At 62.5% G+C, this 25,468-nt stretch carries 19 protein-coding genes; 2 read left to right on the top strand and 17 right to left on the bottom strand.

What is annotated here, in order from left to right; translation table 11 throughout:
• Positions 1-113: 113 nt before the first annotated feature.
• From hutG to hutC, 11 genes are all read right to left on the bottom strand, one after another.
• Positions 114-917 (bottom strand): N-formylglutamate deformylase, encoded by an 804-nt coding sequence (gene hutG / locus J3361_RS05115; protein WP_207963019.1) that lies wholly within the window; start codon positions 915-917, stop codon positions 114-116.
• A 12-nt stretch (positions 918-929) separates the two neighbouring features.
• The gene (hutI, locus tag J3361_RS05120; RefSeq protein WP_207963020.1) at positions 930-2,132 is read right to left on the bottom strand and encodes an imidazolonepropionase; all 1,203 of its coding nucleotides are present in this window, start codon (positions 2,130-2,132) and stop codon (positions 930-932) included.
• Positions 2,133-2,249: 117 nt separating this feature from the next.
• Complete coding sequence (gene hutH, locus J3361_RS05125; RefSeq protein ID WP_207963021.1) at positions 2,250-3,782, bottom strand: histidine ammonia-lyase; 1,533 nt, start codon at positions 3,780-3,782, stop codon at positions 2,250-2,252.
• 131 nt (positions 3,783-3,913) lie between these two features.
• Entirely contained in the window at positions 3,914-5,437 is a 1,524-nt protein-coding gene (gene hutH, locus J3361_RS05130; RefSeq protein WP_207963023.1) for a histidine ammonia-lyase, read from the bottom strand.
• Between the two features lie 175 nt (positions 5,438-5,612).
• Complete coding sequence (locus tag J3361_RS05135) at positions 5,613-6,443, bottom strand: glycine betaine/L-proline ABC transporter ATP-binding protein (RefSeq protein ID WP_207963024.1); 831 nt, start codon at positions 6,441-6,443, stop codon at positions 5,613-5,615.
• Entirely contained in the window at positions 6,440-7,291 is an 852-nt protein-coding gene (locus tag J3361_RS05140; protein ID WP_207963025.1) for a proline/glycine betaine ABC transporter permease, read from the bottom strand. Before J3361_RS05140 ends, J3361_RS05135 begins: the two co-directional genes overlap by 4 nt.
• Positions 7,292-7,362: 71 nt before the next feature.
• Complete coding sequence (locus J3361_RS05145) at positions 7,363-8,331, bottom strand: ABC transporter substrate-binding protein (protein ID WP_207963026.1); 969 nt, start codon at positions 8,329-8,331, stop codon at positions 7,363-7,365.
• A 70-nt stretch (positions 8,332-8,401) separates the two neighbouring features.
• A complete protein-coding gene (locus tag J3361_RS05150; protein WP_207963027.1) occupies positions 8,402-9,868 on the bottom strand; it encodes a cytosine permease in 1,467 nt (488 codons plus the stop codon).
• Between the two features lie 148 nt (positions 9,869-10,016).
• Entirely contained in the window at positions 10,017-11,705 is a 1,689-nt protein-coding gene (hutU, locus tag J3361_RS05155; RefSeq protein ID WP_207963028.1) for a urocanate hydratase, read from the bottom strand.
• Positions 11,706-12,165: 460 nt separating this feature from the next.
• The gene (locus J3361_RS05160) at positions 12,166-12,735 is read right to left on the bottom strand and encodes a HutD family protein (RefSeq protein ID WP_207963033.1); all 570 of its coding nucleotides are present in this window, start codon (positions 12,733-12,735) and stop codon (positions 12,166-12,168) included.
• On the bottom strand, positions 12,732-13,442 hold the full coding sequence (hutC, locus tag J3361_RS05165) for a histidine utilization repressor (protein ID WP_207963178.1): 711 nt from the start codon (positions 13,440-13,442) through the stop codon (positions 12,732-12,734). Before hutC ends, J3361_RS05160 begins: the two co-directional genes overlap by 4 nt.
• A 143-nt stretch (positions 13,443-13,585) precedes the next feature.
• On the opposite strand from hutC, the gene J3361_RS05170 reads away from it, so the two are divergent.
• Positions 13,586-14,950, top strand: a complete 1,365-nt coding sequence (locus tag J3361_RS05170) for a formimidoylglutamate deiminase (RefSeq protein ID WP_207963035.1) — start codon at positions 13,586-13,588, stop codon at positions 14,948-14,950.
• 118 nt (positions 14,951-15,068) lie between these two features.
• On the opposite strand, the gene J3361_RS05175 is transcribed toward J3361_RS05170, so the two are convergent.
• Positions 15,069-15,638 carry a lipocalin family protein gene (locus tag J3361_RS05175; protein ID WP_079301546.1) on the bottom strand — a complete coding sequence of 190 codons (570 nt, stop codon included), beginning with the start codon at positions 15,636-15,638 and terminating at the stop codon, positions 15,069-15,071.
• Between the two features lie 31 nt (positions 15,639-15,669).
• Positions 15,670-15,924: a hypothetical protein gene (locus J3361_RS05180; protein WP_003186715.1), complete on the bottom strand. Its 255-nt coding sequence runs from the start codon at positions 15,922-15,924 to the stop codon at positions 15,670-15,672.
• Between the two features lie 284 nt (positions 15,925-16,208).
• Between J3361_RS05180 and J3361_RS05185 the strand changes: the two genes are divergently transcribed.
• Entirely contained in the window at positions 16,209-18,101 is a 1,893-nt protein-coding gene (locus tag J3361_RS05185; protein WP_207963037.1) for a methyl-accepting chemotaxis protein, read from the top strand.
• Between the two features lie 404 nt (positions 18,102-18,505).
• Here the strand turns inward: J3361_RS05185 and J3361_RS05190 are convergent, their stop codons facing one another.
• From J3361_RS05190 to J3361_RS05205, 4 genes are all read right to left on the bottom strand, one after another.
• On the bottom strand, positions 18,506-19,102 hold the full coding sequence (locus J3361_RS05190) for a DUF924 family protein (RefSeq protein WP_207963038.1): 597 nt from the start codon (positions 19,100-19,102) through the stop codon (positions 18,506-18,508).
• Positions 19,103-19,105: 3 nt separating this feature from the next.
• Positions 19,106-20,116, bottom strand: a complete 1,011-nt coding sequence (locus J3361_RS05195; RefSeq protein WP_030141457.1) for a class 1 fructose-bisphosphatase — start codon at positions 20,114-20,116, stop codon at positions 19,106-19,108.
• A 256-nt stretch (positions 20,117-20,372) separates the two neighbouring features.
• The gene (locus J3361_RS05200) at positions 20,373-21,749 is read right to left on the bottom strand and encodes a DUF3999 domain-containing protein (protein ID WP_207963039.1); all 1,377 of its coding nucleotides are present in this window, start codon (positions 21,747-21,749) and stop codon (positions 20,373-20,375) included.
• Positions 21,746-25,369: a DUF2339 domain-containing protein gene (locus J3361_RS05205; protein ID WP_207963040.1), complete on the bottom strand. Its 3,624-nt coding sequence runs from the start codon at positions 25,367-25,369 to the stop codon at positions 21,746-21,748. The genes J3361_RS05200 and J3361_RS05205 overlap by 4 nt, the downstream gene beginning before the upstream one ends.
• Positions 25,370-25,468 lie beyond the last annotated feature (99 nt).

Genomic DNA, 25,468 nt, shown 5'->3' on the forward strand with positions numbered 1-25,468 from the left:
CAAAGCTTGCTCGCGATGAAGACAACGCGGTCTCTGCGAAACAGCGGCGCCTGTATCGCGAGCAAGCTTTGCTCCCACAGAATCCCCTCGCCACAGAATCATCGGGTAGGTCTTTATTTTCTGTAAGCCTGCCGTCCCCAAGCCAGGAAACCTTCCAGCAATTCCTTGAGCACCACCTGGGTCGGCGCCGCCAGATCCGGACGATAGTTGAACGGTTCGAATTCTTCCATGTAGGTGCTCTGGCACAGTTCCAGTTGCACCGCGTGGATGTCCTCGGCCGGGTTGCCGTAGTGCCGCGTGATGTGTCCGCCCTTGAAACGCCCGTTGAGCACATGGGTGAACTGATCGTGACGCGCGCAGATGCCTTCGAGCTGGCTGGCCAGGATCGGGTCGCAGCTGGCGCCGTTGAACGTGCCCAAGTTGAAGTCCGGCAGCTTGCCGTCGAACAGGTGCGGGATCACCGAACGGATCGAATGGGCATCGAATAGCAAGGCATAGCCGAACTCGGCCTTGAGCCGCGCCAGTTCCTGCTGCAGCGCCTGGTGATACGGCATCCAGACCTGTTGCAGATACGTCGCCCGCTCCTCGGCCGATGGCTCCAGCCCTTCGCGAAACAGCGGCACGCCATCGAACAGCGTCGCCGGGTACAAACCGGTGGTGGCGCCGACGTACATCGGCTTGTCATCGGCGGGGCGGTTGAGGTCGACGACGAATCGCGAGTACTCCGCAGCCAGGGTGCTGGCGCCCAGCTCGGCGGCAAACTCATAGAGCCTTGGGATGTGCCAGTCGGTGTCCGGCAGGCTCTGGGCCTCGGGAATCAACCCGGCCTGTACCGCCGGGGTCAGGCGCAGGCCGGCGTGGGGCATGCTGATCAACAGCGGCACGCGCCCTTGCTTGAAATTCAGGACCTTCTCCACAACCGTTTCTCCTCAATCGATTTCCACGCCGTGACGCACGACGCGTTTGTCCAGATCACCACCGAGCCAGTACGCCAGGTCGGCTGGGCGGTCGATGTGCCAGGCGACAAAGTCCGCGACCTTGCCGGCTTCCAGCGAACCGTGGGTCTGCGCCATGCCCAAGGCCTGGGCGGCATGAATCGTCGCCCCCGCCAAGGCTTCTTCCGGGGTCATGCGGAAACAGGTGCAGGCCATGTTCAACATCAAGCGCAACGACAACGCCGGCGAGGTGCCGGGGTTGAGGTCGCTGGCCACGGCGATTTTCACGCCGTGCTTGCGCAGGGCATCCACGGGCGGCAGCTGGGTTTCTCGCAAGAAATAAAACGCCCCCGGTAACAACACCGCCACGGTGCCGGATTCAGCCATGGCCTTGGCGTCGTCTTCGGTCATGAACTCCAAGTGATCGGCCGACAGCGCCTGGTAACGCGCCGCCAGGCTGGAACCGTGCAGGGATGACAATTGCTCGGCGTGCAATTTCACCGGCAGCCCCAATTGTTGCGCGGTGATGAACACCCGCTCGACCTGCGCCGGGGAAAACGCCAGGTATTCGCAAAAGGCGTCCACCGCATCCACCAGCCCCTCTGCCGCCAGGGCCGGCAGCATCTCGGTGCAGATGTGCTCGATGTAATCATCGGCGCGGTCCTTGTATTCCGGCGGCAAGGCGTGGGCCGCCAGGCAGGTGCTGCGTACGCTGACCGGCAACTCGGCGCCGAGGCGGCGGATGACCCGCAACATCTTGCGCTCGTTGGCCAAGTCCAGGCCGTAGCCGGATTTGATTTCCACCGTGGTCACGCCGTCGCGCATCAGGCTCTTCAGACGTTTGGCGGCGCTGGCAAACAACTCGTCTTCACTGGCGGCGCGAGTGGCACGCACGGTACTGGCGATGCCACCGCCGGCTGCGGCGATTTCGGCGTAGCTGACACCTTGCAGGCGCTGTTCGAACTCACCGCTGCGGTTGCCGCCAAACACCGTGTGGGTGTGGCAGTCGATCAGCCCCGGCGTGACCCAGGCACCCTTGAGGTCGTTGACCGCCGGGTAGTCCCCCGCCGGCAACTCGGCACGCGGGCCGATCCATTGGATGTGCTCGCCCTGGGTGACGATGGCAGCGTCTTCGATGATCGAGTAGACGCCCTGGGCCATGGTGGCGGCGTGGCAGTTTTGCCAGAGGGTTTTCATCCCGGTTTCCTCGTCGCATTCAAAATCGATTCGCGAGCAGGCTCGCTCCCACAAGAGCTGCGCAGAATCTGAGGGAGCGCCATCCATGTGGGAGCGAGCCTGCTCGCGAAGAGGCCATCAAAGGCTCGGCAACAACTGCGCCGTAACCAATTCGTTCAGGCACCGACTCGCCAACAGCTCGCTGGCTGCATTGATGTCCGGCGCAAAGAACCGGTCCTTCTCATAGAACGGCACTTCTGCACGCAGCAATGCCCTGGCCTGTTCCAGCTTGGCGGAGGTTTTCAAACCACCGCGCAGGTCCAGCCCTTGGCACGCCGCGAGCCATTCCACCGCCAGGATCCCACGGGTGTTCTCGGCCATTTCCCACAGGCGCTTGCCAGCGGCCGGGGCCATGGAGACGTGGTCTTCCTGGTTGGCCGAGGTCGGCAGGCTGTCCACCGAATGGGGATGGGACAGCGCTTTGTTTTCACTGGCCAAGGCGGCCGCGGTGACTTGGGCAATCATGAAGCCGGAGTTCACCCCGCCATTGGCCACCAGGAACGGCGGCAGTTGCGACATGTGCTTGTCCATCATCAACGAAATGCGCCGCTCGCTCAGGGAGCCAATTTCGGCAATCGCCAGGGCCATGTTGTCGGCGGCCATCGCCACCGGTTCGGCGTGGAAGTTGCCACCGGAAATCACGTCGCCCTCGGCGGCGAACACCAGCGGGTTGTCCGACACCGCGTTGGCCTCGATCACCAGCACTTCGGCGGCCTGGCGGAACTGGGTCAGGCAGGCGCCCATCACTTGCGGCTGGCAGCGCAGGGAGTACGGGTCCTGGACCTTGTCGCAGTTCTGGTGCGAATCGGAGACTTCGCTGCGCTCGCCCAGCAGGTCGCGGTAGGCCGCGGCGGCATCGATCTGGCCTTTCTGGCCGCGAGCGGCATGGATGCGCGCATCGAATGGCGAACGCGAACCGAGCACCGCTTCCACGGTGAGACCACCCAGGGCCAGGGCACCGGCAAACAGGTCTTCGCCTTCGAACAAACCGCGCAAGGCAAACGCAGTGGAAACCTGGGTGCCGTTGAGCAGCGCCAAGCCTTCTTTGGCGGCCAGGGTCAGCGGCGCGAGGCCAGCGACTTTAAGGGCCTCGACGGCCGGCAGCCATTCACCCTTGTAGCGGGCCTTACCTTCGCCCAGCAGCACCAGGGACATATGGGCCAGCGGCGCCAAGTCACCGGACGCACCGACCGAACCCTTGAGCGGGATGTGCGGGTAGACCTCGGCATTGACCAGCGCAATCAGCGCATCGATCACCTGCCGACGGATGCCGGAAAAACCCCGGCTCAGGCTGTTGACCTTGAGCACCATGACCAACCGTACCAGCGCATCGCTGATCGGCTCGCCCACGCCAGCGGCGTGGGACAGCACCAGGGAGCGCTGCAGGTTTTCCAAGTCTTCGCTGGCGATGCGGGTCGAGGCCAGCAGGCCGAAACCGGTGTTGATGCCGTAGGCGGTACGGTTCTCGGCGAGGATCTGTTCCACGCACGCAACACTGGCCTCGATCTGCGCCGACGCGCTGGCGTCCAGGCTCAGGGTGACCGGGTGCTGATAGATGTCACGCAATTGAGCCAGGCTCAATTGGCCGGGAATCAGGTTTAAGGCAGTCATGTATTGCTCCTTTTGAGAGTTTTGTTTTCACCCGCCAGTCGCTCCGGAATGTTCCGTTATCCGTCACCTTCGCTTTTTGGGCGATGCCTTGTGGGCTATAGGTGCCTTGGCACGCTGGCGCTATTTTTCGATCAGTTCAAATTCGGTAATACGGTGTGCAGCACATTCGGGTCTTTCAGCAGCCCGGCGGCACTGGCGATGTCCGGCGCCAGCCAGCGGTCCTGGTCGTAGGCCGGAACGCGCTCGCGTAGCAGCTTCCAGGCGATGTCGGTCCCGGCGCCGAAGCGCTGCGTCTTGAGAAATTCAAAAGCCTGGGCCGCCAGCAAGTATTCAATGGCGAGGATCTGCGTGCAGTTTTCCAGCGCCCGGTGCAGCTTCAGGGCGGCGTTGGTGCCCATGCTCAAATGGTCTTCCTGCAACCCGGAGGTGACGAAATTGTCCAGCACCGCCGGTTGCGCCAGTTGCTTGTTCTCCGCGCACAGCGACGCGGCGACGTATTGCACGATCATCATCCCCGAGTTCACGCCGGGGTTGGCCACCAGGAAGGCCGGCAGGCCGCTGACGTGAGGATTGATCAAGCGGTCGAGACGACGCTCGGCGATCGAGCCGATCTCTGCCATGGCAATCGCCAGCAGGTCGGCCGCCAACGCCACCGATTGGCCGTGGGGATTGGCCTGGGACATGACCCGGAAGTTCTCCGGTGTCCCCAGCAACAGCGGGTTATCGGTCACCGAGTTGAGTTCGGTTTCGATCTGTTGCCGGGCATGGGCCAACTGGTCGCGAGCGGCGCCGTGCACCTGGGGAATCGAGCGGATGCTCAAGGCGTCCTGGGTGCGAATACCCAGGCTACCGGCGATGACTTCGCTGCCGTCGAGCAAAGCCCGCAGATTGACGCCGACCTGCTGCATGCCCGGATGCGGCTTCAGGGCCATGACGTCGGCGTCGAACGCGGCAATCTGCCCGCGCTGGGCCTCGAAACTCATGGCGCCGATCACGTCGGCCCATTGCACCAACCGCGTGGCATCGGCCAGCGCCAGGCAACTGAGGCCGGTCATGCATGGCGTGCCGTTGACCAGGCACAAGCCGTCCTTGGCCCCCAGTTGCACCGGTTGCAAACCTTCTGCAGCCAAGGCTTGTTCGGCCGGGACGATTTGTCCGCGATAGCTGACCTGGCCGACACCCAGCAGCGCGATGCCGATGTGGGCCATGTGTGTCAGGTAACCCACCGAACCCTGGGACGGCACTTGCGGGGTGATGCCGTGATTGAGCAGGGCCAGCAACGCCTCGACCACGCGCCGATGGATGCCGGACTTGCCCTGGCTGTAGTTGTGGATGGCGGCGCAGAGAATCGCCCGGGTCTGCTCGTCGGAGAGCGCCGGGCCGACGCCACAGGCATGGCTGAGCAGGGTGTTGCGCGACAGTTGGCTGAGTTGTTCGTCCTTGAGCGAGACATTGCACAAGGCGCCCAGGCCGGTGTTGACGCCATAGGCGCGTTCGCCGCTGGCGACGATGCGCTGGACGATGGCCTGGGCATTGTCGATCCGCGCCCAGGTCTGGCTCGACAGCTCGAGCTCAGCGCCGAAGCGCGCGACGGCGACGACGTCCTGCCAGCGCAATGGAGCGCCGGTGATGATGATTTTTTCAGCCTGGGACATCTCAAACCTCATACCCATAAAGTTGCCAATAACATTTGTGGCGAAAAGCGGACATCTGTGGGAGCAAGGCTTGCCCGCGATAAAAACAACGCGGTCTCTCTGGAACCGAGGCGCCTGTATCGCGAGCAAGCTTTGCTCCCACAGATAAATCCCCTCGCCACAACTGAGTCCGGCCTCAAACCACCGCAGCCCTGCGCTGTACAAACCGATCGACATACTCATCCGCCGGCGAGTGCAGGATCTCCCGCGGCGTGCCGACCTGGATCAGCTTGCCGTCCTTGAGAATCGCGATGCGGTTGCCAATGCGCACGGCCTCGTCGAGGTCGTGGGTGATGAAGACGATGGTCTTGTGCAGAGTCTTTTGCAGCTCCAGCAACTGGTCCTGCATTTCCGCACGGATCAGCGGGTCGAGGGCACTGAAGGCTTCGTCCATCAGGATGATGTCGGTGTCCGCCGCCAAGGCCCGAGCCAGGCCGACGCGTTGGCGCATGCCGCCGGAGAGCTGGTGCGGGTATTTGTTCTCGTAGCCTTTCAGGCCCACGGTGTTGATCCAGTGCAGCGCCCGCTCGGCGCAGACCTGCTTGCTCTCGCCGCGTACTTTCAAACCATAGGCGACGTTGTCCAGCACGCTCTTGTGGGGCAGCAGGCCGAAGCTCTGGAACACCATGCTGATCTTGTGCCGGCGAAATTCGCGCAGGGCGTCCATGTCCAGTTGCAGGATGTCTTCGCCGTCCACCAGGATCGCGCCGCTGGTAGGGTCGATCAGCCGGTTGAAGTGGCGCACCAGGGTGGACTTGCCGGAGCCGGACAGGCCCATGATCACGAAGATCTCACCGGTGCCGATGCTCAGCGACAGATCATTCACGCCGACCACGCAGCCGGTTTCGGCCAGCACCTGGTCCTTGGTCTTGTTCTGGCGAATCAGCTCCAGGGCGTCCTTGGAGCGGTTGCCGAAAATCTTGAAGACGTTCTTGACTTCGATCTTGCTGATGGCTGCGTTGCTCATTTGCTCACCTCATGCCGAGGACGACCATAGGCCTGGGTAATGCGGTCGATGACCACGGCGAGAATCACGATGGCCAGGCCCGCTTCCAGGCCACGCCCGACGTTGAGGGTCTGGATGCCCACCAACACATCTTCACCCAAGCCACGGGCGCCGATCATCGAGGCGATGACCACCATCGACAGGGCCATCATGGTGGTCTGGTTGATCCCGGCCATGATGCTCGGCAGGGCCAGGGGCAGTTGCACGCCGAACAGCTGCTGCCAGCGGTTGGCGCCAAAGGCGTTGATGGCTTCCATCACTTCGCCGTCCACCTGGCGGATGCCCAGGTCGGTCAGGCGAATCAGTGGCGGCGCGGCATAGATCACCGTGGCGAAAATCGCCGGGACCTTGCCCAGGCCGAACAGCATCAACACCGGAATCAGGTACACGAAGCTCGGCATGGTCTGCATGATGTCCAGCAACGGCATCAGCACCGAACGCAGGCGATTGCTGCGCGCCGAGAGAATGCCCAGGGGAATGCCGATCATCACCGAGATCAGCGTCGCCACCAGCATCAGGGCGAGGGTCTGCATCAGTTTGTCCCACAGGCCCACCGCACCCACCAGGAACAACAGGCCGACGATCACCGCCGTAGCGACGACCTTGCGGGTGGCGTGCCAGGCAATGCCGCCGACGATGGCCAGCATCAACCACCACGGCGCCATGCGCAGCAGGCCTTCGAGGTTGACGATGGCCCACAGCAGGGTGTCGGAGATGTGCCGGAACACATCGCCATAATTGGTCACCAGGGAATCAACCCAACCGTTGACCCAGTCGGCGATGGAGAAGGTAAAGCTTTCGGGAAACATAAGAGACTCTCGATCAGGTGGATGCGGTGAATGTCCCGGCCAGCCCCACGGTTGGCCGGGAAAGATTCGACCTACAGAGCCGCGTCGATTTTCTTGGCAGCGTCTTCACTGACCCAGGCGTGCCAGACTTCAGGATGTTCCTTCAGGAAGATCTTCGCCAGTTTCGGCGACTCGATCCGCTCTTTGGCCATGCGCCCGAGGTTCTGGTTCAGGATATCGATCGGCAGGTTGACCTTTTCCAGCACCGCCACCAATTCCGGGGCTTCGTCGTGGAAGGTCTTGGACAGGCCGACCTTGATGCTCACGCTTTTATGCACGCCGGGTTTTTCTTCCAGTTTGACCAAGTCCACCTGGCCCATCAGCGGCGTCGGCGACCAGTAGTAGAACAGGATCGGCTCGCCACGCTTGTAGCTCGACAGCACCGCCGCATCCAGGGCCGGGCCGGTGCCTGGACGGAAGTTGGTGTAGGTTTTTTCCAGGCCGTAGCTCTTCAGCATTTCGCTGTTGTCCAGCTCGCAGGTCCAGCCGGCCGGGCAGTTGTAAAAGCGGCCCTTGGACGGTTCTTCCTGATCCTTGAACACGGCGGCGTACTGGCCCAGGTCGGCGATGTTCTTCAGGCCCGGGGCCTTGGCTTCGAGCTTGCGCTTGGCATCGCCTTCGATCACGTAGCGCGGCACATACCAGCCTTCGATGGCACCCACCACCGGGGCACCGACGCCGACCACCTTGCCGGCCTTCTCGGCCTTGTTCCAGACTTCACTGCGGCCGACCCACTCTTCGGCAAATACCTGGATGTCGTTGCTGCTCAGGGCGTTTTCCATGGTGATGGAGTTGCCGGGCAGGCTGTCGGTCTTGCAGTCGTAGCCTTTTTCCAGGACCACTTGCAGGACGTCGGTCAGCAGCATGCCGCTTTCCCAGTTAAGGCCGGCGAATTTCACCGGTTTACCCGACTCGCACCAACCGGCCGCTTGCGTGGCGCCGGCGCTGGCCAGCAGGCCCATGGAAAGCAATGTGGTCAGCAGGGTCTTGTTCGACTTCATTATGTGACGCTCCTAATCAGTTGGATTGGCTTACGGCAGTCAAGAGGCATCCAGCCCTGTCAACGTCCCATCAGACCGCTTGGATGCGGCCCGCCCTGCTCGGTTGTGCGTCAACCGCGTCCTGCTCGACCGGCAGGATCAATTGATCGGGTACTGCGCTGTGCCACTTCCTGGCGAGGACGTAGTACAGCGCCGCCGGGACCACCAGGCCGATGATCCAGGAGATGTCCACACCGCCCATGGCTTTCACCAACGGACCGGTATAGAACTTGGTGGCAATGAACGGCAACTGAACCAGTACACCAAAGACGTAGACGCTGATGCCGAGGGCATTCCAGCGACCGTAGCGACCCTTCGGATCGTTCAATGCCGGCACGTCATAGCGCTCGCGCGTGATGCAGTAGTAGTCCACCAGGTTGATTGCGCTCCACGGTGTGAAGAACGCCAGCAAGAACAAGATGAAAGACTTGAACGCACCGAGGAACGAGTGCTGGCCGAGCAGCGCGATCAAGGTCGCCGCGCCGACAATGAACAGCACGAACACCAGACGCTGCACACGCGTTACGTTCAGGTGTCCCCGGAACCCGCTGATGATGGTCGCGATGCACATGAAGCTGCCATAGGAGTTCAGCGTGGAGATGGTGACCTTGCCGAACGCGATGCTGAAGTACAGCAACGCAGCCGTGGCACCGGTACCGCCCAGGCCAACGATGTAGGCCACTTCGTGACCGGCGAACTGCCCGTTGGCCGAGGCGGCGGCAAACACGCCGAGGATCATCGCCACTTGTGCGCCGATGACTGAACCGGCACCTGCGGCAAAAAAGGTTTTCACCGAAGAGGTCTTGCTCGGCAGGTAACGCGAATAGTCCGCCACGTAGGGGCCGAAGGCGATCTGCCAGGAGGCCGCGAGCGACACCGCCAGCAGGAAACTGCTCCAGCTGAAATGGCGGATTTGCAGGAGTGCGCCCACGTCGGTCTGGCTGATCAGGCGAGCAAACAGGTAAACAAAGGCAATCACACCAATCACGCTGGCGACACGGCCAATGAAGTGAATCACCCGATACCCGAGCACCGTGACCAGCACAATGACACTGGCGAAAATGAGGATGCCAATACTGTCGCTGACGCCAAACAACTGGCCCAGCGCCTGGCCGGAAAGCACGGTGCCCGTTGCGGTGAAACCCAGGTACATCAGGCACACCAGCACGATCGGGATGGCCGCGCCATACACACCAAACTGCACCCGGCTGGAGATCATCTGCGGCAGGCCCAGCTTTGGCCCCTGGGCGGCATGCAACGCCATGACGCCACCGCCGAGCACTTGGCCGATCAGCAAACCGATCAACGACCAGAACACATCACCGCCCAGCACCACCGCCAATGCGCCGGTGACGATTGCAGTGATTTGCAGGTTGGCCCCCATCCAGAGGGTGAACTGGCTCAACAGCCGACCGTGTCGCTCCGCTTCCGGGATGTAGTCGATCGAACGTTTCTCGATCAACGGCTTGCTGTTTTCGCGTGTGCTGGTGACAGCCATGGTTCAACCTCTGTGGATTGTTCTCGGATTCATTTGCGCCGCATTCCTGTGGGAGCGAGCCTGCTCGCGATGGCGGTCTATCAGCCAACACATGTGCTGAATGTGCCGGCCTCTTCGCGAGCAGGCTCGCTCCCACAGTGGTCTGCGATTATTTGCCAGTAATCATCGGCAGGTTCAGCCCCTGCTCCTTCGCGCAATCAATGGCGATCTGGTAACCGGCATCGGCATGACGCATCACGCCAGTACCCGGGTCGTTGTGCAGGACGCGGGCAATCCGCTCGGCCGCTTCGTCGGTACCGTCGCAGACAATCACCATGCCCGAATGCTGGGAGAAGCCCATGCCGACTCCACCACCGTGGTGCAGCGAAACCCAAGTCGCGCCACTGGCGGTGTTGAGCAAGGCATTGAGCAGCGGCCAGTCGGAAACGGCGTCGGAGCCGTCCTGCATGGATTCGGTTTCACGGTTGGGGCTGGCCACGGAGCCAGAGTCGAGGTGGTCGCGGCCGATGACGATCGGCGCCGACAGCTCGCCGCTGCGGACCATCTCGTTGAACGCCAGGCCCAACTTGGCGCGCTGGCCCAGGCCAACCCAGCAGATACGCGCCGGCAAGCCCTGGAAGCTGATGCGCTCGCGGGCCATGTCCAACCAGTTGTGCAGGTGCGCGTCGTCGGGGATCAGTTCCTTGACCTTGGCGTCGGTCTTGTAGATGTCCTGCGGATCACCGGACAGCGCCGCCCAGCGGAACGGGCCGATGCCACGGCAGAACAGCGGACGGATATACGCCGGGACGAAACCAGGGAAGTCGAAGGCATTTTCGACGCCCTCTTCCTGGGCCATCTGGCGAATGTTGTTGCCGTAGTCGAAGGTCGGCACACCCATTTTCTGGAAGGCCAACATGGCTTTGACGTGGACGGCCATCGATTGCTTGGCGGCCTTCACCACGGCGGCGGGCTCGGTCTTGGCGCGGGCACGGTATTCGTCCCAGGTCCAGCCGGCCGGCAGGTAGCCGTTGAGTGGGTCGTGGGCGCTGGTCTGGTCGGTGACCATGTCCGGGCGCACACCACGACGGACCATTTCCGGCAGGATTTCAGCCGCGTTCCCACACAGTGCGATGGAAATCGCCTTGCCTTCGGCGGTGTATTTCTCGATGCGCGCCAGGGCGTCGTCGAGGTCTTTGGCTTGCTCGTCGACGTAGCGGGTTTTCAGGCGGAAATCGATGCTCACCTGCTGGCACTCGATGTTCAGCGAGCACGCACCGGCCAGGGTCGCGGCCAAGGGTTGCGCACCGCCCATGCCGCCCAGGCCGGCGGTCAGCACCCAACGGCCCTTGAGGTTGGAATCGTAATGCTGGCGACCAGCCTCGACGAAGGTTTCATAGGTACCTTGGACGATGCCCTGGCTGCCGATGTAGATCCAGCTGCCGGCGGTCATCTGGCCGTACATGGCCAGGCCCTTGGCGTCGAGTTCGTTGAAGTGCTCCCAACTGGCCCAGTGCGGCACCAGGTTGGAGTTGGCAATCAGGACGCGAGGCGCGTTGCTGTGGGTCTTGAATACGCCCACCGGCTTGCCGGATTGCACCAGCAGGGTTTCGTCGTCGTTCAGGTTGATGAGGCTTTCGACGATCTTGTCGTAGCACTCCCAGTTGCGCGCCGCGCGGCCGATGCCACCGTAGACAACCAGTTCCTTGGGGTTCTCGGCCACTTCCGGGTCGAGGTTGTTCATCAGCATGCGCAGCGGCGCTTCGGTCAGCCAGCTCTTGGCGGTCAGCGTGTTACCGCGAGGGGCGCGGATTTCAACGTCACGGTATTTTTCGGGTTTGCGGGTAGCGTCGGTCACAGCAAAAACTCCTCAGCGATCAATCCAGACCAGCCCGGGCAGTGGGCAGCGATTTCTACGAACGTTGCGTTGAATATCGGTGACTCATACGCATACGTCTTTACTTGTATGTACAAGCATATGCAATCAAGCGACCAACTTGTTGGAGGCGGTCTTCAGGAACGGCTGAGGAATCGGCTGAAAACCTTGTGATTCAAGGGCTGCTGGGCTGCATGAAATTTTTAAGGAGGGTTTTCGAGTGGCAAATCAGAAGGGCATAGAAGCGTGGTATTGCGCCACGCTGGGGCGTTCGGTAACAAGTTGGTGCGCAGAAGAAACAGCAGGCAGGCACTTCGTGGCGAGGGAATTTATCTGTGGGAGCAAGGCTTGCCCGCGACGCAGGCGACTCGATTTTCTGTCAGACCGCATCGCCTTCATCGCGGGCAAGCCTTGCTCCCACAGGGTACTTAAGAAGCTGAAATTAGTGGGCCGTCAGCTCGATCACACAGCATTGGCCGTGGGTGGTGATTTCCAGCAGCCCGGTATTTCCGCTCAGTTGCAAGCAGTCATAAAGCCCCAGCGCCTCGACAGCCTCATCCATCTTGACCCTCAGCGTCGGAGCCGCACTAAACACCAACACCGTCCCCGCCTCGCTGAAGAACCGCTGCTGGCCGCCCAACCATTGCAATCGAGCGCGGTAACGCTGCGGTGCGTAGATCAGGTTGAAGTCGCGAATCGGTCCGCCCAGCAGCGTGCAAAACACATGGCTCTCGCCGCTGAACGCAAAAGCGTCCAGCGGATAAAGCGCCCGCGTCGCCTGACCATCGACATTCAACGTCATGCCGTCACCCTGCAAGACACTGATGACCCGCTCGTAACCGGCGAAGGTGGAAAAACCACCCGACTCACCGATGTCGGCAATCGACAACCTCCAGCCGAAACCTTCCAGGCCGACGCCGGCATCGCGAGTGATTTCTTCAGTGCTGCCGCCACCGTTTTTCCACGGCATGCGTGGGTAATCCGCGGCGCGTAAAACCTTCAATTGGCTCATTTATGGAAACGCCCTTCCAGACTGTGACGGGAGCCCGGATGGATCAGGCGTGCGGCGGTGACCGGTTGGCGCCCGGACCAGGTGCGGCGGCGAATCAACAAGCACGGCTCGCCCCTTTCGATCTGCAACAGCTTGCACTCACTCGGCTCGGCCAGGATCGCCTCCACCACGTGCTCGCCTTCGGTCAGCGGTGCAACCTGGTTCAGGTAGGCGTAGGGGGTTTGCACGGTGAAGTCCTGCTTGAGGTATTCAGGTGCCACCAGCGCGTTGACGAAACGGTCCTCGATTTGCACGGGGATGTCGTTCTCGAAGTGCACGATCAGCGAATGGAACACCTTTTGCCCTTCACGCATGTCCAGGGCCAGGGCCCGCTCCGAACCGGCCGCCTCTTCTTCCAGGGTGATGACCTTGCAAGTATGGCGATGACCACGGGAGGCAATTTCGTCGGCGATGTTGTGTACTTCGAACAACGCGGATTGGCTCTTGGGCTCTGCCACGAACGTGCCGACCCCCTGCATGCGCACCAGCAGGCCATCGGCGGTCATTTCCCGCAGGGCACGGTTGATGGTCATGCGGCTGAAGCCCAACTGGCTGACCAGCTCGCTTTCCGACGGCACGCGGTAATGCGGCGGCCAGTTTCCACTGTCGATCTGCTGGGTGATCATCTGTTTGACGCGGGCGTACAAGGGCGCCGGACTGTCACCCATGTGTGCGGCCAGCGGCGGTTTGGCAGGCGGAGTCGGCACGGCGGTTCCCTGTTCTGCGAATAAGGTTGCTAGCTTGCCGGAGTTTACCGGCCAGGCAAACGTCTGTATATGTATATACAAATTACGCACGATGAGGTTGAACCATGTCCGCCTTCTTTGCCGAACGCGCGCTGCTGCCTAGCGGATGGGCCGATGATGTACGTCTTGAGGTCGATGCCGCAGGCGTCCTGACCCATATCCAGACCGGCTCCCACGCAGACGGCGCCGAACGGCTGGGCGGTCCGCTGTTGCCGGGCATGCCGAACCTGCACTCCCACGCCTTCCAGCGAGCGATGGCCGGGCTGGCGGAGGTGGCGGGCAATCCCAACGACAGTTTCTGGACCTGGCGCGACTTGATGTACCGCCTCGTCGGAAAAATCAGCCCCGACCAACTCGGCGTCATCGCCCGCCAGCTGTACATCGAAATGCTCAAGGCCGGCTACACCTCGGTCGCCGAATTCCATTATGTTCACCTTGACACCAACGGCGCGCCCTACGCCGACCCGGCGGAGCTGGCCCTGCGCATCAGCCACGCCGCCAGCGCCGCCGGCATTGGCCTGACGCTGCTGCCGGTGCTCTATAGCCACTCCGGCTTTGGCGGCCAGGCACCCAATGACGGGCAGCGCCGCTTCATCAACAGCACCGAAAACTACTTGAAGCTGCAGTCGCGCTTGCAGCCGATCCTGGCCGGGCAAGCGTCCCAGGCACTGGGCCTGTGCTTCCACTCGCTGCGCGCCGTGACGCCAGGGCAAATCCACGACGTGCTGGCCGCCAGCGACCGCGAGTGCCCGGTGCACATCCACATCGCCGAACAGCAGAAGGAAGTCGACGACTGCCTGAGCTGGAGCGGCGCCCGCCCGTTGCAATGGCTGTATGAAAACACCGAGGTCGACCAGCGCTGGTGCCTGGTCCACGCCACCCACGCCAACGCCCAGGAAGTCAGCCTCATGGCCAAGAGCCGGGCGATTGCCGGCCTGTGCCTGACCACCGAAGCCAACCTGGGGGACGGGATTTTCCCGGCGGTGGATTTCCTCGCCCAGGGCGGACGCCTCGGTATTGGCTCCGACAGCCATGTGTCATTGAGCGTGGTCGAAGAATTGCGCTGGCTGGAATATGGCCAGCGCCTGCGGGATCAACGGCGCAATCGCTTGTATCAGGCAGATCAGCCGATGGTTGGCCGCACCTTGTTTGACGCGGCATTGGAAGGCGGCGCCCAAGCCCTGGGGCAGCCGATCGGCGCTCTCGAAATCGGCAAGCGCGCCGACTGGCTGGTGCTCGATGGAAACGATCCATACCTGGCCACGGCCCAGGGCGACGGGATCCTCAATCGCTGGCTGTTCGCCGGCGGCGATCGCCAGGTGCGCGATGTGATGGTCGGCGGACGGTGGGTGGTGCGTGAGGGGCGGCATGCCGGCGAAGAGCAAAGCGCCCGGGCGTTTACCCAGGTATTGCGCGAACTTTTGGATTGACCCCTATTAACCTGTGGGAGCGAGCCTGCTCGCGAAAGCGGTGTGACAGCCGACATTGATGTGTCTGATGCACCGTATTCGCGAGCAGGCTCGCTCCCACCTGGATCCTGGTTGTCGCTTAGTCCGAAGTCTTGGCCATCTGCCGGTCCGACGCGCGCCAGATCAGGCGTGTCGTGTCGTAGCCCTGCTGGCGCGCCTTGCTCAGCAACTCCTCGCGCACGACGCTGTTGACGGTCGGTGTGCGGGACAGCAGCCACATGTAGCGACGGCTCGGGTCGCCGACGATAGCGGTCTTGTAGTCATCGCTGACGTAGAGCACCCAGTATTGCCCTTTCGCCACGCCCGGCACGATCCGGGAAAACCAGTTATCGAATTCGACCCAGAGTTTGTCGGTCTTGCCCGGCACCTGCGGCGTCGCGGTGCCCCTGGCCTCTTCCCACTGCCAATCCGAGGTCAGGCAGCGATTGAGCACACCCACGTTGCCGTCAGGCTTGAGGGTGTAGTGAGCTTCCGATTGCGCGCAATTGCGCTGGAAATACATGGGCAGGCGGGCCAACTCATACCAGGTCCCTTGGTAACGCTTGAGGTTGACGCTGTTGACCGTCTTGGGTGCCAACGGATCTTCGCCAGAAGTGGCACAGCCAGCCAATACCAGGCCGGCCAAAAGCACAAAAACTAACCGCATCATTATTTTTCTCCCGCAGGCCTGTGGCCTCGGTTTACTTCAGGCCTTGGCCGGAAAACATCAACACTTTGTCACCGGCGTACTGCACGCTGATAAAGCTTTTCTGGTCGCCCCAGGTGCAGCTGGACATGCCTAGGGCGCCTGAGCAATCGGTCGGTTTCCCCAGCAACGTTTCGACTTCGGCCTTGGGCATGCCAGCCGACAGCTTCGAATAGTTTTCCTGGTTGACCTTGCTGCATGCGGTCAGCACGACGCACATAAACAGCAGAGCGATAGAACGCAGCGACATGGTGTAACTCCTGGAGCGGAAGGGAGGTGGCAGGGTGCCAACCTGATCCTTAGAAGAGAAAACCCCTATCTGGTTCCCTCGCGCCGCCAGTATTTATTGGCCGTACAGAGGTGTTTCAGGAATGAATCAACCGGATTGTGACGCCGTCGTACCTTTCGTCGGGATTGGACCCGGGACGCCTGATGGGCCGGGCTTTGACGCCGATAAAAAGTCACAGCGCAAAACCCTGCGCTATGGCAAATTGACAGCCCGTCCTGACCCGTCCCTCCGCGGTAGTGCTCTTAATGACCAGAAACATGAAATTCAGCCATAAAATCCTGCTGGCTGCCGCCCTCGTGGTGGCCGTTGCATTCGCCTGTTTCATCCTGTTCAACGACTACCGTCAACGCCAGAGCCTGCATGCCAGCACCGAGACCTCCATGCAGGAACTCGGCAACCTGACCAGCCGTAACATCCAGACGTGGGTCGACGGCCGTATCCAATTGCTGCAATCGCTGGCCCAGCAGATCGCCGTGGACGGCAACAGTGCCGACAGCCTCAAGCGCGCCGTGGGCCTGCCGGCCTACACCGGCAACTTCCAGCTCAGCTATTTCGGCGGCACCGACGGCGTGATGTTCTCCGTCCCGGCCGGCAATCGCGCCGCCGACTACGATCCGCGCGCCCGTGGCTGGTACAAGGCCGCCAACAGCGCACAGCAAACCATCGTCACCGAACCCTACATCGCGGCTTCGTCCGGCAAGTTGGTCATTACCGTTGCGACACCGGTACAGCGCCAGAATCAGATGATCGGCGTGGCCGGGGCGGACATCGACCTGTCCAGCGTCAGCGCCATCATCAACTCGCTGAACTTCGGCGGCCACGGCCACGCGTTCATCGTCAGCGCCGACGGCAAGATCCTGATCCACCCCGACAGCAAGCGCGTGCTCAAGACCCTGGCCGAGGCCTACCCCAACGGCGCGCCGCAAATCAGCCCGGGCGTGAAAGAAGTCGACCTCGACGGCAAGACCCAGTTCATCTCCTTCACCCAAGTCAACGGCGTGCCCGGGGCCAACTGGTACGTGGCGCTGGTGCTTGATAAGGACACCGCCCTGGCAATGCTCAGCGAATTCCGCACCTCGGCGTTGATCGCCATGTTCATCGCCGTGGTGTTCATCATCGCTTTGCTGGGCATGTTGATCCGCGTGTTGATGCAACCGCTGCTGACCATGGGCCGCGCCATGCATGACATCGCCGAAGGCGAAGGCGACCTGACTCGGCGCCTGGTCATCCACGGCCATGATGAATTCGGCGCCCTGGGCACGTCGTTCAACCGTTTCGTCGAGCGCATTCACACCTCGATCCGCGAAGTGGCCTCGGCCACCGGCCAGGTCAACGAAGTCGCCCTGCGCGTGGTCAGCGCGTCCAACTCGTCGATGTTCAACTCCGACCAGCAGGCGTCGCGCACCAGCAGCGTGGCCGCGGCCATCAACCAGCTCGGCGCCGCCGCCCAGGAAATCGCCCAGAATGCCGCCCTCGCCTCGCAACATTCCAGCGAGGCCCGCAACCTGGCCGAAGATGGCCAGCAAGTGGTGGATAAAACCATCGCGGCCATGCAGCAGTTGTCAGCCAAGATCAGCGATTCGTGCGGCAACATCGAAACCTTGAACAGCAACACGGTGAACATCGGTCAGATCCTCGAGGTGATCACCAGCATCTCCCAGCAAACCAACCTGCTCGCCCTCAACGCCGCCATCGAAGCGGCCCGGGCCGGTGAAGCCGGTCGCGGCTTCGCGGTGGTGGCCGACGAAGTGCGCAACCTGGCCCACCGCACCCAGGATTCGGCGCAGCAAGTGCAGAAGATGATCGAGGAGTTGCAAGTCGGTGCGCGGGAAGCGGTACTGACCATGACCGACAGCCAGCGCCAGAGTGAAGGCAGCGTCAGCATCGCCAACCAGGCCGGCGAGCGACTGAGCAGCGTCACCCAACGCATCGGTGAAATCGACGGCATGAACCAATCCGTGGCCACCGCCACCGAAGAACAGACCGCCGTGGTGGAATCGATCAACGTCGACATCACCGAGATCAATACGCTGAACCAGGAAGGCGTGGAGAACCTGCAAGCGACCTTGCGCGCCTGTTCCGACCTGGAGCAGCAGGCGGCGCGGTTGAAGCAGTTGGTGGGGAGTTTCCGGATCTAGCGCTCTCAAGGGCCCTTTCGCGAGCAAGCCCGCTCCCACAGTTGACCGCGTTCCGTCAGGGAAACCTGATCAGCTGTGGGAGCGGGCTTGCTCGCGAAGAGGCCGGCACATCCAACATTTTCGTCGACTGTGGCACCCCTATCGCGAGCAAGCTGGCTCCCACAATGGTCTTGCGGTGTCACCGAATTGGATGAGATGGATCTTCAATGAGCGTACATGGAGAATTCACAGACTTGCCCCGCTCTTAAGCAGAAAGCAGCGCGGTTGAAGCATCTGGCCCCATCGCGAGCAGGCTCGCTCCCACACTGGGTTTCTGTTGAGCAACAAAAGGTGCCTCCGTGGAAGATCAACTGTGGGAGCGAGCCTGCTCGCGATGGCGATAGCGATAGCGGCCACAACACTATTTAGAACCTGGACCCAGGCCTGCTCAAAAACTCCACTTCCTCAGCCGTGGACTCGCGCCCCAACACCGCATTGCGATGGGGAAAGCGTCCAAATCGGGCAATGATCTTCTGATGCCGCTCGGCATAATCCAGGTTGTCTTCAAACACCGCCTGCTGCGCCTCGGGTTGCTCTCGAACCAGTTCGATGAACCGCGATACGGCCTCGTTCTGCACCGCGAGGTTTTCGCAGTGTTCGAGTACCAGGTAGATGAATACCCGCTGGATCGGTTTGAGTTGCCGGTCGAAACCCGCGGCCATGCCTTGGGCCACCAGCGCTTGGGCACGCAGGTCACCGGAAAAAGCCTTGGGGGTGTTGCGAAAGATCATCCGCGGGAGTTGATCCAGCAGCAACACCAGGGCCAGCCAACCTTCCGGGCGTTGCGCCCAATCGGTCAATCCGCCGGCCAGTGCCTGCTCGACCTGATCGCCGAAGCGCTCTTGCGCCAGGCGATCATGGCCTTTGCCAAACCACAGCTTGCCCTTGTCAGCCGCTATTTCGTCCGGCGTCTGGGCTGAACCAAACCACCAATCGAGCAACGGCTGCCAGGGCTCGGCCATGGTTTACTCCTTGTGGTAAGCCGTGGCGCGTGCCACTTCTTCCTTCGAGCCGAGGAACACAGCAACGCGCTGGTGCAGGCCTTCAGGCTTGATGTCGAGGATGCGCTGGTGGCCGTCGGTGGAAGCGCCACCGGCCTGCTCCACCAGGAACGACATCGGGTTGGCTTCGTACATCAGGCGCAGCTTGCCTGGCTTGGAGGGCTCGCGACTGTCGCGCGGGTACATGAACAGGCCGCCACGGGTCAGGATCCGGTGCACATCGGCAACCATCGCGGCGACCCAGCGCATGTTGTAGTTCTTCTTCAGCGGGCCTTCTTCACCGGCCAGCAACTCACTGACGTAGCGTTGTACCGGAGCTTCCCAGTGACGCTGGTTGGACATGTTGATGGCGAATTCCTGGGTGGTTTCAGGAATGGTGATGTCTTCGTGGGTCAGGACGAAGCTGCCCATCTCGCGATCCAGGGTGAAGCCCTTGACGCCGTCGCCCAAGGTCAGCACCAGCATGGTCTGCGGGCCGTAGATGGCGTAACCGGCGGCAACCTGCTCGGTGCCTGGCTGCAAGAAGGCCTTTTCATTCAGGGCTTCGTTCTGGCTCAGGTACTCGTTCGGGCAACGCAGTACCGAGAAAATGGTGCCGACCGGCGCATTGATGTCGATGTTCGACGAACCGTCCAGTGGGTCGAACACCAGCAGGTAGGCACCCTTGGGATATTTGCCGGGGATCTGGTAGGCATTGTCCATTTCCTCGGACGCCATGCCGGCCAGGTGACCGCCCCATTCGTTGGCTTCGAGCAGGATTTCGTTGGACAGCACGTCCAGCTTCTTCTGCACTTCGCCCTGCACGTTTTCGGTGCCCATGCTGCCCAGGACACCACCCAAGGCGCCTTTGGAGACGGCGTGGCTGATCTCCTTGCAGGCACGCGCCACCACTTCGATCAAAAAGCGCAGATCGGCAGGGGTATTGTTGCTGCGGGTCTGCTCAATCAAATAGCGACTCAAGGTAACGCGGGACATGGACGGCTCCGAAGAATAGGGGGCGGAAAAACCAGCGCAGTTTAGCGCGAGTCGGGACTTAATTCCTCCTATGAGACGGGATATGGAGGATTGAGTTCACGGCGCAGCGCTTCGCTTGGGTATTTCTGTTGCTTGATAGGACGCTATCGCGAGCAGGCTCGCTCCCACATTTGATCTTCTGCGGACACAGATTTTATATCCGCCATAAATCCAGTGTGGGAGCGAGCCTGCTCGCGATGGGTGCGCAGCACCCGCCTCAGTTCTTGACCGGCGGCTTGCGCAGCAGGCTGAAGGCCATCGCCGCGAGGAACAGCACGCTCAGCAGCAACACCGCCCACAAGCCGATTTTCTTCCAGTTGGTATCGACCGTCGCCGGCACAGTGGCAGCGGCCGCAGTCGGCGTCGAAGTGGCCGCGCCGTTCACTGTCGCCGTCCCCAGCGTCGCCAGGCGCGACGGTTTGTAGTCGGGCACCAGCGTGGTCAAGGGTAAGCTGGCCGCCTTGACGGTCGCGCTGCCCAGCGCCAGGCGATAAGGCCCTTCGCCCCGCGCCAGGAACACCACCTGGGTCGGACGCACCGCAAAGCGCAACGCCGGGGCTTCGGTTCCCAGGCCACCGCCGCGCTCGTCCACGGTCAACTTCAATTGCTGCACGGTCTGGCCGGACAGTTGCAATTGGTTTTGCAGCACGTCCTGGCCGTTCTGGGTCAGGCGATAAAGCAAACCAGCGCCCAGCGGCTGCCACGGATGGCTGCTTTCGCGGCGGCCAGCCAGGGTCACCGGCGCCAGGCTGTTGGCCTGGCTCAGTTCGACCTCCACCTGTTCGATGTTCAGCCCCATGGGCAGCTGCCAGGTGTATTCACCGGTCTTCGTCGTGCTGCCGGCCAACGGCTGCGACCAGGCCAGTGGCAACGGCAGGTTTTCGCGGCTGGCGCTTTGCAACTGGGCCGAAGTCAGCACCGGTGCGGAGGACGGCGAATCCCACAGCAGCCGCAGGTAGCGCGCCGACTGCCCCGGCAGGTTCACTTCATGCTGTTCGACCTGCTCGTCGGCAAAGGTCAGGCGCGCCACCTGGCCTTCGCCCCATGACTGCCAGTGCTGCAAATCGTCACTGGCTTCGATGGTGAATCGCTGGAAGCCGTCGCGCTCGCTGGTCCAGTCGAGGATCAACTGCTGCAGCGGTGCCTTGATCGCACTGGCATCCAGCAACCAGCCACGCAACGCCTCTTCCCCGGCTTCGAGCCGGCTGGCGGGTTGGACTTCCACCAGGGTGCCGTTGGCGTTCGATTGCACCCGTACACTAGGCGCGCGCTCGTTATCATCGGCGGCGTTGTACAGCGGGAACCACTTCACGTCGGTGAGGGTGCGGTTTTCCCGGCTCTGGGCCGACTCGCGCACCAAGGCGTAGGCCTGGGCCTGGCCGGCGGCGTTGAAGACCCGCAGGTCACTCAGGTCAGTCTGCCGCGCTTGCAATTGAACATCCAATGGCAATGGCAGGCGATACCACGGCCCTTCGCCGCTCAAGGCCAACGGCACCTGATGGGCGAAATCCGCCGGTTGCTCCTGGGCCGTAGCCGACAAGACCACCCACAAGCCGACCATACCCAGCCCGATCCGATTCAACGTGCGACTCAAGATGACACTCCCTCACTGACAGGCATCGGCGGCTCGACCGGTGAGGCCGTTTCCGGGCGTTTTGGCGGCAGCGGCGCGAAGTAGCCCACCACCAGCAACAACACGCCCACGCCGATAAACGACACGATCCGCGCCAGACCGCCACGGTTACTCAATTCGACAAAGAACAGCTTCGCCACGACCACGGCGATCAACGCCGCGCCCACCAGCCACACTTCCCGACGATGGCGCAGGTGACCACCGATCATCAGGCCCAGGGCGATCAGGGTCCAGACAATGGACAAGCCGGCCTGCACGAACATTGACTCGAGCAGCGCATCCAGCTCGTACGGCACGCCCATCCACTGGTGAGCCGTGCGCATCACCAGGGCAGTGAAGAACGCGAACAGCGACACACCGGCGATCAACTGGGCAATGTGCCCGACGCGACTCCAGCGGTTCGTCGATTGCGCCACGGCGTTGCGGGCCCACACATAGATACCGAACAAGGCGAACAGCAGGCCCAGCTCCAAGGGATTGAGCAACGGCACGTAAGGCAGTGGCTCTGAGTTGCCATCGCTGAAGGTGTTGGTCAGCCAGAACCAACCGAGCATCAACAGCGCCATGGGCGCCGCCGCGTAGACACGGTATTCGCGCGGCTGGGCCGAGACCGGCCAAGGCAAGGCACGCGGCGTGGCCATCAGCACCAGGTACAAGCCTGGCAGGATCGCCCAGGCCAGCCAGCGCCAGGCGTTGTACTGCTCGGACAGCAACAGCAGGCCGTAACGCAACTCCAGCATCAGCACCGCCATCAGCAACCAGCAACCGAGGACGTGGGCCGTGCTGCGCGCCTGCGCCGGCAGCGTCTCGGCCAAGCGCTTGAGCGAGAGGAGATGCACGGCGAATACCGCCAGCCAGGCCAGCCAACCAAAGTTCGCCGCCGGGTGGTAATGGCTGTGCCCCGTTGCCACCAGCACACAACCCGCCGCCGGGATCAACAAGGTGCACAGCAGCCCCAGCGCCGGCCACTTCAAGCGCGGCGACAATACGCTCCACACCGCCACGCTGACTGCCGCGAGCGCCAACAGCAAGCTGCCTTGCAGGTTCGCCGGAGCGAAGCGCAGCACCTCGCTGACCCACGCCAGCGCCCACCAACCGGCGCCCCAGATCAGCAGCAGTTCGGACAGGCGCTGCAAGCTCAAGGCATCGAGTTCCTGCGCCGCATGCGCCCGTTGCAGGCGCCATGCCCCCACCAGCGCTGCCAGCCCCAGCACCAACGGCGTCCAGAAGCCGCTATGGGCCAGGGGCCGCAGGTCCTCGGCATTGAGCGGCCCCAACAGCGCCGGCCCCGCCGTCAGGAACGCCGCACCGCCCAGCAGTTGCAGCAGCAGGCCGAAGACAAAGCTCACCCGTTGTTTCAGGTACAGGCTCAGCCAGATGATCAACAGGCCGCTGGCCGCCCATACGCCGCTCGCCGTTTGCCACGGCAGGACGAACAGCACCGCGAGATTGATCAGCACCAGCCCCGCCAGCAATACCACCGACAAGCCGCGCAGCAACCGGACATCGTTGCGCACCATGTCGTCGCGCGCCGCCAGCAACATGCCGCCGATCAACGCCAGGCCGATCAGCGAGGCACTGAGCAAACCGCTCCAGCCAGCACTGAACACGGCCGTCGAATCCCCTTCCGCGCCTTGCAGGCGCATCAGGAACAACGCACCGCCCAACAGTTGCACGGCGAACGCGGTAAACAGGAAGGCTCTTGATTGCAGGCGCAGGCCGACAAACAGCGTTGCCAATCCGGCGAAGGCCCAGGCAATGGCGGTGCCGTGGGTGAAGAAGAACAGCGGTGCCAACAGATAAAGGAAACTCAACCCCAGCACAGCCAGCACAGGCCGGCCCTGGCGTTCCCAATGCGAGCAGTGTCCGGGCTCGGCCTTGTGCAACTGGTAGAAGGTGAACAGCAAGGCGCCGCCAAGCATCAACGCCCCCAGCGGTGAGCCATCGAGCAAGCTGCCGTCGCCAGAACTCAACTCGCTGACGAACGCCAGTGCCGAGCCCACTTGCAGCAACAAGGCAAAGGCCCGGGCCAATGGACGTTGCTGACGCAGGCCCAGCCAGAAGATTCCCGCGCCTTCCACGGCCCACGCCGCCGCGGTCCAACGGGCATCGAGCCCCAACGGAATCGCCAGGCTGGCGAAAATCACCCCCAGGGCCAGGCAGGTTTCCGCCAACAGCAGGGCGCGCCCATCCATCAATAGCCGAGCCAGGCCCATGTAGATCATGCCCAGGGCCAGGGCGCTGAAGGCGGCGGCGAATTCAAGGTGCTCGACCAAGGCGAACTGCAAGCCGAAGCCCACCAGCGGCGGGCCAAACAGCATGCTGCCGTCCACGTAATCGCCCTTGCGCGCCGACCAGCGCAGCAACGCCTCGCGGCTAGCGTCTTCAGGAGCGTCGCTCATTTCCAACAATTTGCGCCGCGTGAACAGCAAGCCAATCGCCAGGTAGATGAGGAAGAACAGGATCAGGAACGGCTCGGTGCTCCACAGCAGTTCCGGCGTGTAGGAACGCAGGCCCCAGGCGAAACCGATGCCGAAGGTGCCGACAAAACCGATCAGGTTGAGCAGGCGCCAGGCCTTGAACCAGGCAATCGCGAGGATGCCGGCATTGAGCAGGATGAAATAGCTGAACAGGGCAACGTGGTTGCCGCTGCCGGTGGAGGTCAGGATCGGGGCGGCAAACCCGCCAAGCGCCGCCGCAGCAGCCAGGCCCATGGCGTTCTGGGTAACCGCGAGGATCGCCGAGAACACCGTGACCGCCACCAGCAGGCCCAGCGCAGCCTTTGAATCGAGCAGCGGATGCAGGCGCATGGCGGCGAACACTGTCAGGTACAGCACGGCAATCCCGGTCCCCTGGAGCATCAGCGCATAACTGCTGTTGCGTTGGCGCAACCACCAGCCCAGGCCCAGCAGGCCCAACGCGCTGGCCGCGACGCCGGCATAGCGCAATTCGATCGGCACCACCATGCCTTCGGTGGCGTAGCGCAGCAAGAACGCCAGGCCAAGGAACAGCAGCACCACGCCGACCCGCAGCACGGTGTTGCCGCCGAACAACCAGTTGCGTGCGCCCGTGATAGCGCGGTCGAATAGATTTGGGCCACGGGGGGCCGCCGGTTCTGCAGCCATCGGCTCCAGGGGCAGAGGAGCGAAGTCGCGGTTGGCACGTCGACTGGAGGTCTCTGGCGCGGGCGTCCAAATGTCATCGGGCAACGGCTGGCTGGCCTGGCTGGCCATCGCGGAAACGGGTTCGAGGTCTGGCGGCAACTCCCAGACGAGCTGCGGCTCGGTGCGCGTTGCAGGCTGCGCGGCCTGGGGTTCGACAACCTCGGACGCTGGCGCCGGATCAGGCGGTTCGGCCACCTTGCCGCGTTCGAGAACCGCCAGGCGGGCCTCCAACGTGAGCACGCTCTGCTGGGCCTCTTGCAATAAGATCTGTTGCTTGGCCGCCTGGATAGCCAGGCGCCCCAGTCGAAACGACTGGGCGATGCCAAGCCCCACCAGTGCGCCTATCAGCGCATCGGCGAACGACTCGTCCACCACCCAGCCGAGTGCCAGGCCCAACAGCGTCAAGATCCATTGCATGGTCGATATCCCTAAGCGGCCCGTTGCGGGCGTAACCGGGGTGATGCGGTGCCTGGATCAGTCTAGTGGAAACCCCCAAACCCTGTGGGAGCGAGCTGT

The organism is Pseudomonas sp. OA65 (genome assembly GCF_017498305.1).
Lineage (GTDB): Bacteria > Pseudomonadota > Gammaproteobacteria > Pseudomonadales > Pseudomonadaceae > Aquipseudomonas > Aquipseudomonas zanjanensis.